At 41.6% G+C, this 12244-nt stretch carries 11 protein-coding genes; 8 read left to right on the top strand and 3 right to left on the bottom strand.

The window, feature by feature from the left end:
- Window positions 1-25: 25 nt before the first annotated feature.
- From ribD to bioB, 5 genes are all read left to right on the top strand, one after another.
- Window positions 26-1081 carry a bifunctional diaminohydroxyphosphoribosylaminopyrimidine deaminase/5-amino-6-(5-phosphoribosylamino)uracil reductase RibD gene (gene ribD, locus AC1DUD_RS28835; RefSeq protein ID WP_477381002.1) on the top strand — a complete coding sequence of 352 codons (1056 nt, stop codon included), beginning with the start codon at window positions 26-28 and terminating at the stop codon, window positions 1079-1081.
- Complete coding sequence (locus tag AC1DUD_RS28830) at window positions 1082-1960, top strand: EamA family transporter (protein ID WP_477381000.1); 879 nt, start codon at window positions 1082-1084, stop codon at window positions 1958-1960.
- Window positions 1961-1969: 9 nt separating this feature from the next.
- Window positions 1970-2584 (top strand): IMPACT family protein, encoded by a 615-nt coding sequence (locus AC1DUD_RS28825; protein ID WP_477380998.1) that lies wholly within the window; start codon window positions 1970-1972, stop codon window positions 2582-2584.
- A 92-nt stretch (window positions 2585-2676) separates the two neighbouring features.
- A complete protein-coding gene (gene mgtE / locus AC1DUD_RS28820; protein WP_477380996.1) occupies window positions 2677-4029 on the top strand; it encodes a magnesium transporter in 1353 nt (450 codons plus the stop codon).
- A 179-nt stretch (window positions 4030-4208) separates the two neighbouring features.
- Window positions 4209-5216, top strand: a complete 1008-nt coding sequence (bioB, locus tag AC1DUD_RS28815) for a biotin synthase BioB (RefSeq protein ID WP_110582511.1) — start codon at window positions 4209-4211, stop codon at window positions 5214-5216.
- Window positions 5217-5293: 77 nt separating this feature from the next.
- Here bioB and AC1DUD_RS28810 read toward each other — a convergent pair whose 3' ends face one another.
- Both AC1DUD_RS28810 and AC1DUD_RS28805 read right to left on the bottom strand, forming a co-directional pair.
- Window positions 5294-6067, bottom strand: coding sequence for a hypothetical protein (locus AC1DUD_RS28810; RefSeq protein WP_477380994.1), 774 nt, complete (start codon window positions 6065-6067; stop codon window positions 5294-5296).
- A gap of 144 nt (window positions 6068-6211) precedes the next feature.
- Window positions 6212-6703, bottom strand: coding sequence for a YajQ family cyclic di-GMP-binding protein (locus tag AC1DUD_RS28805; RefSeq protein ID WP_477380992.1), 492 nt, complete (start codon window positions 6701-6703; stop codon window positions 6212-6214).
- 193 nt (window positions 6704-6896) lie between these two features.
- Here AC1DUD_RS28805 and ppk1 point away from each other — a divergent pair, with 193 nt between their 5' ends.
- The 3 genes from ppk1 (at window position 6897) to AC1DUD_RS28790 (ending at window position 10560) form a co-directional block, all read left to right on the top strand.
- Window positions 6897-8942 carry a polyphosphate kinase 1 gene (gene ppk1 / locus AC1DUD_RS28800; protein WP_477380990.1) on the top strand — a complete coding sequence of 682 codons (2046 nt, stop codon included), beginning with the start codon at window positions 6897-6899 and terminating at the stop codon, window positions 8940-8942.
- A 2-nt stretch (window positions 8943-8944) separates the two neighbouring features.
- Window positions 8945-9823 carry a Ppx/GppA phosphatase family protein gene (locus AC1DUD_RS28795; RefSeq protein WP_477380988.1) on the top strand — a complete coding sequence of 293 codons (879 nt, stop codon included), beginning with the start codon at window positions 8945-8947 and terminating at the stop codon, window positions 9821-9823.
- Between the two features lie 173 nt (window positions 9824-9996).
- The gene (locus tag AC1DUD_RS28790; RefSeq protein ID WP_477380986.1) at window positions 9997-10560 is read left to right on the top strand and encodes a UbiX family flavin prenyltransferase; all 564 of its coding nucleotides are present in this window, start codon (window positions 9997-9999) and stop codon (window positions 10558-10560) included.
- Window positions 10561-10631: 71 nt separating this feature from the next.
- On the opposite strand, the gene AC1DUD_RS28785 is transcribed toward AC1DUD_RS28790, so the two are convergent.
- Window positions 10632-12131: a malate:quinone oxidoreductase gene (locus tag AC1DUD_RS28785; RefSeq protein ID WP_477380984.1), complete on the bottom strand. Its 1500-nt coding sequence runs from the start codon at window positions 12129-12131 to the stop codon at window positions 10632-10634.
- Window positions 12132-12244 lie beyond the last annotated feature (113 nt).

Genomic DNA, 12244 nt, shown 5'->3' with positions numbered 1-12244 from the left:
GTAACATAAAAGCTACTTTTGCAGCATGCTTGAACATGAAAAATATATGCGCCGCTGTTTGGAGCTTGCCCAGCTTGGCGCAGGTTATGTTAGTCCGAACCCGATGGTTGGTGCGGTTGTGGTTCACGATGGAAGGATAATAGGAGAGGGCTATCACCAAAAATATGGCCAGGCCCATGCTGAAGTTAATGCCATTGCTCAGGTAACTGAAAAATTTGATAACCACGCCGAACTGCTCAAAAAATCAACTATATATGTTTCCTTAGAGCCTTGTGCGCATTATGGCAAAACGCCTCCTTGTGCCGATCTGATCATCAAGCACCAGATCCCAAAGGTTATAGTTGGCTGTCGCGACCCTTTTGCCCAGGTTGATGGCAAAGGCATTGAAAAACTGCAAGCCGCCGGCATTGAAGTAATTATCGGCGTACTTGAACAGGAATGCCAATGGCTTAACCGCCGCTTTTTTACTAAAGTACAAAAACACAGGCCTTATATTATACTAAAATGGGCGCAAACCCAGGACGGCTTCTTTGCTCCGGCAGATGGCAGCCAATTCTGGATCACTGGTTCTGAATCACGAAAACTGGTACATAAATGGCGCAGTGAAGAAGATGCTGTGCTGGTTGGTAAAAATACCGTACTAAGCGATAATCCTCAATTGAATACTCGTTACTGGGATGGCCCTTCGCCTAAACGTGTGGTAATTGACCGCCGGCTGGAATTAAATAAAGGGTTGAATGTATTTGATCAGTCGGTCGAAACGTTGATATTTAACGAGGTTAAGTTTGATGTAGATGGTAAAAACAGGTACATAGCACTTGAGGATTTTGATCGCTTTGTGCCGCAATACATTTTATACCAGTTATACCTTCAGGATATTCAATCGGTTATTATTGAAGGAGGCGCACGTACGCTTGAGGCGTTCATAGAGGCTGGTCTCTGGGATGAAGCCCGGGTGTTTACCGGCGATAAAGTTTTGAACAAAGGGATAAAAGCACCGCAAATAACAGGTATACTTGCCGATGAATATCCTGTAGGCGCCGATCGCTTACAATTTTTATACAATAAGCCAGTTATATAAATGCTGTTTGTTTTTTTAAGTATTTGCTGTAGTGTTATCGTTTCTATTTTGCTGAAACTGGCAAAACGCTACCATGTAGATGTTTACCAGGCCATCACCTGGAATTACTCCATGGCTATTTTACTTACCTGGTTCTTTTTTAAACCGCAGCTGAATATTATTCAAAACGGGCCTGTTTTTAATTACCTGGCTTTGGGCATCCTTTTCCCGGCCATATTTGTGATCATGGCTACATCGGTGCGAAAAGCCGGCATTGTACGTACAGATGTGGCGCAGCGCCTGTCCTTGTTCATTCCTATACTGGCAGCGTTTGTTTTATTTGGTGAAGCTACGGGTACAATAAAGGCCATCGGTATCGCGTTAGCGTTCATTGCCATCATCTGCTCTGTTCCCTGGCAAAAATCGGCGGGTAATAAAGTGGAAAAAGGTTCGTGGATTTACTTGTTAATTGTTTTCCTGGGTTTTGGCGTTATCGACGTGTTGTTAAAACAGCTTACCAAAGTGAGTAATGTGCCTTTCACAACAGCCATATTTGTGATCTTCATTATAGCTTTTGTATTAACCTTTGCCGGTTTAATTTACCAGGTATCTACTAAAAAAACAAAATTCTCCCTGCCACAAATAGTTATAGGCTGGATCCTCGGCATAGCTAACTTTGGCAATATCCTGTTTTATTTAAAAGCACACCAGGCACTGGCCAATAGTCCTTCGGCGGTATTTTCATCGGTAAATATTGGCGTTATTGTGGTTGGCACATTGGTTGGTATCTTTGTATTTAAAGAGAAACTGAGCCTGCTAAACAAGATCGGCATAGCCGTAGCGGTATTGGCTATTGTTATTATTTATTTCCCGCAAACATTGGGCTTCCTGCACTTGTAATATTTTTGAATGCTTTTTGACGATACTTATAAAACTATAGAAAATCCTGCCGAAGGTATCTTTCGCGACCGGGGCAGCAAATTCCTGGCCTATGCTTTCCCTATCAATTCTGAAAATGATATCAAGGCTCTTGTTGCCCAATTAAAATCAGAGCATCCTAAAGCCAATCATCATTGCTGGGCTATGCGATTAACTATTGATCGTTCTGTATTCAGGGTTAACGATGATGGAGAGCCTTCAGGAACTGCAGGCAGACCAATCCTAAACACGCTTTTATCGAAAGATCTCACTAACCTGGTAGTTGTGGTTGTCCGTTATTTTGGGGGCACTTTATTAGGTGTGCCCGGCTTAATCAATGCTTACAAAGTTGCAACCGAAGAAGCATTGAACCAGTCGGTTATTATTTCGAAAACAGTAAATGACGTTTACACGGTCTCGTTTGATTATCTGCAAATGAATGACGTAATGCGCATTATTAAGGAAGAAAATCTTACTGTGGTTAATCAGCAATTTGATAATGATTGCAGCATTCAGCTTTCCATTCGTAAAACACAGGTTGAACAGGCGCTTTTTAAATTGAGCAAAGTGAGCGCTGCAAAGGTTAAGTATGACCATAGTATCTAACAGTTGAACTCCTTTACATTACTACTTCAGGCACTGTTTTTGTACCGATTTAATTCCTTAATTGTGGTGTAATTGTTTTAATTTAGTCGGGTATGCAATCTTTTGATTTAGATAAAACCGACCTGCTCCGCATTAAAACAGCGCTCGAAGCCGATGATGCTGAGTTAGAGAATGTTCTGAAGGAATACCACGCTTCGGAGATTGCTATACTATTTGAAAAACTTCAGCAGGAAGAAAAAGAAAGGATCATTAATATCCTTCCTGCCGACGTTGCTTCGGAAGTTTTATCGGAAATGGATGAAGAGCATGGCCCCGCCGAGTTGCTTGTAAACCTTGATCCCGAAAAACGTACCGAGATAGTTGAAGAGCTTGACTACGATGATGCTACCGACATCATATCCCAGCTTGATGAGGAAGACCAGCAGGAGATCTTAGAGGATCTCGACCATGAAGATGCCAGCAGCATCCGTGCACTGATGACCTATGCCGAGGATACAGCCGGTGGTTTGATGAACTCGGAGATTATCAAGGTAAATATCAACCTTGATAAAAAAGATGCGTTAGATGAGATCATCCGGCAATCCGAAGAGATGGAAGAATTTTATACCATTTGCGTGGTTGATAATGACGATATCCTGAAAGGCATCCTCTCCATTAAAACGGTTATTAAAGCCCGCGCCGATGCCCGGATCAGTGACTTGGTAACTACCGACTTTGTTTACGTAAAAGCTGACCTTGACCAGGAAGAGGTAGCCCGCCTGATTAAGCAATATAACCTTACCAGTATCCCGGTTGTTGATGGCCATATGAAGCTGCTTGGCCGCGTTACAGTAGATGATATTATCGACGTAATGGAGGAGGAGAACACTGAGGACATCCTGAAAATTTCTGGTGTATCTGAAGACGAGGAACTGAGCGGTAACTGGCTGGAGGCTGTAAAAAGCCGCTTACCCTGGCTGGTAATTAACCTGGGTACGGCATTCCTCGCGGCTTCTATCATCCGGGACTTTGATTCTACCGTTGCAAAGCTTTCTATTATTTCAGCCTATATGACCATTATTGCGGGTATGGGCGGTAATGCGGCCACACAGGCTTTGGCAGTAACCGTAAGGCGTATTTCGCTAAGCGATCTTTCCGATAAGCAAGCTTACAATACCGTATTAAAAGAATTTTTAGTAGGCATGATCAATGGTGCTGCCAACGGCCTCATCGTTTTTATTGTAGCTTTCTTTTACGATTCCAATCCGCTGCTTGGTTTGGTACTGTTTTTGGCAATGACGGGCAACCTCATTATAGCAGGTTTAACCGGAGCTTCTATTCCGCTGATATTAAAAAGGGTAGGGATTGACCCGGCAGTAGCTTCATCCATTATCATTACCACTTTTACCGATTGTATTGGCTTTTTATTACCGCTTTGGTTGGCTACTAAGCTTTTGTTGAAATAATAATTCCCGTTGGCCGTGTCCTCACGGTCAACCCTTCGCGTGGCGGTTTGTGGGGACACAAACCGGGGGGGTCGGGAGTTGACTAATTAGATTTTATGCCACCCAAACATCATTTTATTTTACGCATTTTTGCTTTTAGCGTTTTATTATAAATTTGAACCATCAAAAACTGAGAGAGAATGACTGAAGTTAGACACAACTGGACGAAAGAAGAAATAGCTGAAATATACCATACGCCACTGCTTGACCTGATATACAAGGCAGCTACTATACACCGTGAAAATAAGGACTATGCAGAAGTACAGATCAGTTCATTGATCTCTATAAAAACCGGCGGATGTTCTGAAGACTGCGCTTACTGCCCTCAGGCTGCCCGTTATAACACAGGTGTAAATGTGCACGCCATAATGCCTAAAGATGAAGTTATTGCTGCTGCCGAAAAGGCAAAAGCCGGCGGTGCATCACGTTTATGTATGGGCGCGGCCTGGCGCGAAGTACGCGATAACCGCGATTTTGACAAGGTAATTGACATGGTAAAGGCCGTAAACAGCCTCGATATGGAAGTTTGTTGTACCCTGGGCATGCTTACCGAAAGCCAGGCACAGCGTTTAGCGGATGCTGGTTTATATGCCTACAACCATAACCTGGATACATCTGAAGAAGATTACAAACGTATTATCACTACCCGTACTTACGATGAACGCCTGAAAACACTTGAACATGTGCGGAAAGCTAAAATTACCGTATGCAGTGGTGGTATCATTGGTTTAGGCGAGACGGTTGCGGATAGGGTATCCATGCTGAAAACATTATCAAACCTGCCTAAACACCCCGAATCAGTACCAATTAACGCTTTGGTGCCTGTAGAAGGAACTCCATTAGCTGATCAGCCGCGTGTTTCTGTTTGGGATATGGTAAGGATGGTGGCTACCACAAGGATCATTATGCCTAAAACCGTAGTGCGTTTATCTGCCGGTCGTACCGAGATGAGTACTGTGGAACAGGCATTCTGCTTTATGGCCGGTGCTAACTCTATTTTTGCTGGCGAGAAGTTGCTTACCACGCCAAACCCATCATTTGATACCGATATGGCTATGTTTGAATTGCTTGGCTTATCGCCGCGTAAAGCATTTAAAAATGGTCGCCCAAATGAGGTTAAGAAAGAAGAAGTTGAAGTAGCAGGTTAAAACTACTTAATCAATAAAATGCAAAAGCGACTGTTCCTTTTCGGGACAGTCGCTTTTGTTTACATTAAAACAGGTTGTCACCTTGCTCTGAAATTGCTGTTGAAATCACCAATTATCCCTTTCAATTCACCTTTATTATCAGCTTTATCAAACCTATCAAAATAAACAAGCTTTGTGTTCCCGATAGATTTAAGCTTACCGAAATTTTCGGGTAAATCAAAGTGATCATACCAGGTTATGTACACGTGACCAATGGATTTTAACTTGCCGACATTTTCCGGTCCATCAAACCGGGTGTAATAAGTAAATAGTGTGTTGCCTATTGATTTTACCTTGCCTATGTTTGAATAATCATCAAATTGATCATATAAAGTAACAGGCATGCCATCTACCGACTTTAATTTCCCAAATTGATCCTTCGCATCAAACCTGTCATACCATTTAATACTGATATTTCCCACGGTCTTTATTTTTCCCTGGTTATCCATATCAAAGCGGTCGTAATAGGTAAACCGGGTATCGCCAATGGATTTTATTTTGCCTTGATTATCCAGGTCAAACCTGTCATAATACTTAATAGGTGTATTGCCTATTGACTTTAGCTTGCCGATATTATCGAATCCATCATACTGTGTAAGGTATTCTAAATGCCCGTCGCCCATTGCTATAGGTATAGTACCTTTAATTAATAGATAGAGTATGACCTCATCATTAGTTAGTTCCGTATTCTTTAAATGTTTAAATCTGGAAGAAATTTCTTTTGGGGAATGATCGCCCGGAATGCTCTGTGCTTTGCAGAATGTATTCAGATTTAAAAACCACGCCAGTATCAGAAAAGGTTTAGATAGCATATTTAAGATTTGGTTGATATAACGATAACGGGTATCTGTTACTATTATATGATGCAAAACTGTACTGATGGTTTAGTTTGAAAAGCAGGTAAATAAAAAAAGACGCATTTTGATGCGTCTTTAAAAATATCATGGGAATTTCAATTAATCCCTCATATTAATATACTGCAAAGGCTGGCCGAAATCATCGGCTCGGCAAAGACTGATCACAGCTTGCAGGTCATCGATCTTTTTACCTTGTACACGTACCTGGTCGTCCATAATAGAGGCTTGTACTTTAAGGCCGCTGTCCTTGATCTTTTTTACAATCTTTTTAGCAACTTCCTTGTCAACGCCTTCTTTGATTTTGATCTCTTTGCGGATCATGTTGCCTGAGGCGTACTGCTCCTTGCCAAAATCCAGCGCTTTGGGATCAAGATGCTGTTTAACCATACGACTTATAATGCTGTCCTGAATAGCTTTAAGGCGCATATCATTTTCGGTAACAATGGTTACTTCGTTGGCCTTTTTATCCAAATCGATAGTGCTTTTTGAATCGTTAAAGTCGTAACGGTTCAGGATTTCTTTTTTTGCGGTATTTATCGCGTTATCAAGCGTTTGTCCGTCTATCTTGCTAACTATATCAAATGTAGGCATACGTTGTATATTGGTTATAAATGTTTTGTAAAACTAAAGTATTGTTAACACACATCGCAATATTGTAACAAATTGTTTAATTTCTGCAATAAATAATGATGAATAAAAACAGGTTAATTCCTCATGAGTTAATATTAAGTTAACAAATAAATAAGCAGATTTGTAACATCTGGCTGTAAAGCAAGAAATATTTATGGATAAACAGGTTCCCTTAATTAACAGAGAAATAAGTTGGCTATATTTTAACGATAGGGTTTTGCAGGAAGCTGCCGATCCAACCGTTCCCCTGATTGACAGGATCCGTTTTTTAGCAATATTTTCATCCAATCTGGATGAGTTTTATCGTGTAAGAGTTGCCACACTCTCCCGCTTAGCAGCCCTTAACGAAAAATCGAAAGAGATACTCGGATATAATCCTAAAAAAGTACTTAACCAGATCAAGAACATCGTAGTAAGACAGGAACGTAAGTTCAATAACCTTTACGAAAACATCATTGTTAAACAACTGGCCGAAGAAAAGATCTTTATCCTAAATGATAAACAGCTTAACGTAACCCGTGGTACCTTCGTGAAAAACTATTTCAGGGAGAAGCTGCTGGCTACATTGGTGCCTATCATGCTTAATGATACCTTACCGCTGCCTGAACTTAGGGACAGGGCCGTTTACTTTTTTGTTAAGCTTACCACCAATAAAAAAACAAGGTTTGCACTTATTGAGTTCCCTGATAATCTTTCGCGCTTTGTAAAACTGCCCGATACCAATAATCTGAAGTTCCTCATCCTGCTTGATGATATCATCAGATATAGTTTAGAGGACATCTTTTTCATTTTTGAGCATGACAGTATCGAGGCATATTCAATCCAGCTTACCCGCGACGCGGAACTTGATCTGGATAAGGAAGTAAGCGAAAAATTTATCGACTCCTTATCAAAGAGCCTGTTAAAGCGTAAAAAAGGGAAACCGATGCGTTTGTTGTACGACTCGGATATGCCCATGGATATGCTGAAGTACCTGGTGAGTAAAATGGGCCTGCATGGTGAAAGCCTCATTCCAGGTAACAGGTATCATAATTTTAAAAATTTTATTTCATTCCCGAATGTTGGCGGTCCGGAACTGGAATACAGCAAATATGTGCCACTGCCGGTTGCTGATCTTTCATTTGGTAAAAGCCTTATTGAACTTATCGCAAAAAAAGATTACCTGGTAAGCACACCTTATCAATCGTACGATTACGTGATCCACTTTTTACGAGAGGCAGCTATTGACCCTAAAGTAAAAGAGATCAGTATCGCCGTATATCGCCTGGCCGAAAACTCAAGGGTGATCCATGCTTTGATAAATGCTGCCAAAAACGGCAAAAAGGTAAACTGCCTTGTCGAACTAAGGGCCCGTTTTGACGAACAAAATAATATTCACTGGAGCAACAGGCTTGAAGAAGAAGGTGTAAATGTACTTTATGGCGTCCCCGGTTATAAAGTACACTCAAAAATATGCTTAGTTAGTCGCACCGAGAAAGGGAAGCTGGCTTATTATGCATGTCTTTCAACCGGCAATTTTAATGAGAAAACTGCTCAGATCTACGCCGATCATACTTTATTTACAGCTAATAAAAAGATCACCGATGATCTGGTGAATGTTTTTAAGGCCATTAACAGAGGTTTATTACCCAAAGGCCTCAAAAGCTTAATTGTATCGCCCATTGACTCAAGACCTGCGATTTACCGCCTGATTGACAATGAGATAAAAAACGCAAAAGCCGGTAAGCAAGCCTATATGATCCTAAAAATGAATAGCCTTGCAGATGAAGATCTCATCAACAAACTTTACCAAGCCAGCAATGCAGGTGTTAAGATCAAAATGATTATCCGGGGGATGTGCTGTTTAATAGCAGGAGTGAAGGGTTACAGTGAAAACATCGAGGTGATCAGTATTGTAGATAAATACCTTGAACACGCCCGGGTGCATATTTATTGTAATGGCGGTAAAGAGCTTATTTACCTTACGTCGGCCGATTTCATGACCCGCAACATTGACAATCGAGTTGAGGTTGGTTTCCCCATATATGATGAAAAGCTAAAGCAAGAAGTACGTGACATTATCGATATTCAGCTTGATGATAATACCAAAGCACGGGAGATCAACAGCCAGAACACCAATAAATATCACAAAACAAATTCGCCCGAAAGCCACAGGGCGCAAATTGAAATATATAATTATCTAAAAAATAAAACAAAATAACATTGAGATACGCCGCTATTGATATAGGTTCAAACGCCGTGAGGCTGTTAATTGCCGACATAATTCAAAACACCGGATCGGTGTCATTCAAAAAAAACACATTGATCCGTGTTCCGCTGCGTTTGGGTGACGATGCTTTTATACAGCAGCATATATCTGAAAAAAAAGCTACCGAGCTGGTTAAATCAATGGTTGCCTTCCGCAACCTGATGGATGTATATAAGGTTACGGATTATTTAGCCTTTGCAACATCGGCTATGCGAGAAGCAAAAAACGGAGAAGAAGTGATTAAGCTGATCAAAGAGGAGGCAAACATCGACATCGAAATTGTACATGGATCTAAAGAAGCCAGCATTATTTATGCCAGCCATGCCGATCAAAACATCGATAAAAGCAAAAACTATCTTTACGTTGATGTGGGTGGCGGCAGCACAGAGATATCGCTGTTTTCTGCCGGTGAAATGATCGTTTCCCGTTCGTTCAACATAGGCACCATTCGTATCCTTGACAACCAGGATACTGAGGAAACATGGAACGAGATGAAGGATTTCATACGCGATAATACCCGCAACTTCAAACAATTATCGGGTATTGGTACTGGTGGCAACATCAATAAATTGTTCAGGTTATCTGAAGAAAAGGAAGATATGCCGCTTACTTTTGCCAAATTAAGATCTTTATATACCTACCTGAGTTCGTTTTCATTAAAAGACAGGATCAACGTACTTGGCCTAAACCAGGACAGGGCCGATGTTATTATTCCGGCATGTGAAATTTACCTCACCGTAATGAAAAATGCCAACATCAAAAACATCTACGTGCCAAGGGTAGGTATGGTTGATGGAATTATCCAAACTTTAATAGAGAAAAATCTCCAATAAACAGGTTAAAATTATTTTAACAAATTGTTTAAAAATTAAAAAAGTGTTACTACATTTGTAGTGCCCTCTCAAGGGCATGTTTTTCATAGGTAGATGTAGGGTCGGGTACAAGTTATTCGACCCTTTTTTGTGCCCCTAACTTTTTGTGTGTTTGGGTTGTTGAAGGAGTAATTATGAAGAAAAAGATAGTTGTTGCTATTACGGGCGCCAGTGGTTCAATATATGCCAGTCTGCTGCTAAAAAAACTAAACCAGTTACAGGATCAGATTGCCGAAGTAGGCGTTGTAATGTCAGACAATGCCAAAGACGTTTGGAAATTTGAACTCGATAATGAGGATTATACTCAGCTTCCGTTTAAATTTTATGCTAAAAGAGATTTCATGGCTCCCTTTGCCTCCGGTTCGGCAAAGTTTGATACCATGGTAGTTGTTCCATGCTCTATGGGTACACTTGGCCGCATAGCAGGAGGGATCTCTGATGACCTGATCACCCGGGCCGCTGATGTGATCCTTAAAGAACGTCGTAGGCTGGTATTGGTAGCCCGCGATACCCCGCTTAACCTTATCCATATCCGTAATATGGCCACTGTTGCGGAAGCAGGCGGTATCATTTGTCCGGCAATTCCATCATATTACAGCAAGCCCCAAAGCATTGAAGAGCTGGCTATGACAGTAGTAAACCGCGTGATTGATTTAATAGGGTTGGAGAATGAGAGTTACGAGTGGAAGGGGATGTAATGACTACTGTGATATCAGCTTGTAAATAAAAGCTAATATCACAGTAGAGGACAATTAATCAGGCGGTCAGCCTAAACCAAGCCCAAAGCCTTACTTGTCCTCGCCCTTGTCTCGTCACTTAAAGCCTCATTATTAGCCAATGACTCACCATATGAAGGGATCATTTCTTTAAGTTTCTGCTGCCAGGCATCTGTTTTGGCGTGGTTTTTAAAGCAGCGCTCAATAAGCTGGATCATGATAGGCACCGAAGTCGACGCGCCCGGAGACGCACCTAACAAGGCCGAGATACTGCCATCGGCCGAGGTTACAACCTCGGTTCCAAACTCAAGTACACCGGTATGTTTTGCGTCTTTTTTAATAACCTGTACACGTTGACCTGCTATATCCAGATCCCATTCTTCGGCTTTGGCAGTTGGCATATAGTCCTTAAGCGCGTTAAGCCTGTCGGCCGGCGATTGAAGTACCTGCGAGATGAGATATTTAGTCAGAGGCCAGTTATCGCGCCCTACAGCAAGCAGGGGAAGTATATTGTTTAGTTTAATAGATCCGAAAAGATCAAGCAACGATCCCTTTTTCAGGAAACGGGTTGAAAAGCCGGCATATGGGCCAAAAAGTAACGCATGTTTGCCATCAATCATACGAGTATCCAGGTGAGGTACCGACATTGGCGGCGAACCAACCGATGCTTTTCCATAAACCTTAGCTTCATGTTGTTTTACAACATCGGGGTTGTTGCATACCAGCCATTGTCCGCTTACAGGGAAGCCGCCAAAACCTTTGCTTTCGGCAATGCCTGATTTTTGCAGCAGGGGCAAAGCACCACCACCGGCGCCAACAAAAACAAATTTGGCATTCAGCTTTCTTTTGTTACCTGTGGTTTTATCTTTTACAGTTATTTTCCAGGTACCATCAGCATTGCGTTTAATATCCCTTACATCATGGTTAAGGCTTATGTTTACGCTTGGTTTTTGTTTAAGCTCGTCTATCAGCGCGCTGGTCAAACTACCAAAGTTTACATCGGTACCAATATCCATGAACGTTGCCGAAACCTTTTCATCAGCATCGCGGCCTTCCATAACCAGCGGAATCCATTTTTTGATCTGTGTTTTATCCTCCGAGTATTCCATCCCTTTAAAAAAATGGTGTTTGGTAAGGGCTTGCTGGCGTTTTTTCAGGTACTCAACATTCTCAGCTCCCCAAACAAAGCTCATGTGAGGCACTTTGCGGATAAAACTCTGTGGATTATTTATCAGGCCCTGGTCAATAAGATAAGTCCAAAACTGTTTGCTTATTTCAAATTGCTCGGCAATTTTGATGGCTTTTTTTATTTCAACACTCCCATCAGGAAGCTGGGGGGTATAATTTAACTCACAAAAAGCCGAGTGTCCTGTACCTGCATTGTTCATAGGAGCGGAACTTTCGGCAGCGATGACATCCAGCCGTTCAAAAATCTCAATCGTCAGATCGGGCTGCAGCTCTTTAAGCATTACACCAAGGGTGGCGCTCATAATACCTGCGCCAATTAAAACCACATCAACCGTTAAATTTGAACCTGTACCGTTATTAGTCATTTTATTATGATATCCTGCAAAGCCTGCAGTGTTATTTATAACAAGGTAAACCCCGTTTTTGAAAAATTGTTATGATGGTTTAAGTCCTGCAAATAATTAACTGGCAGGGGGTA

It is taken from the genome of Mucilaginibacter sp. P4_A11 (genome assembly GCF_056402535.1).
The sequence above is the reverse complement of the archived record's forward strand: the minus strand, read 5'-3'. Positions and strand labels throughout refer to the sequence as shown.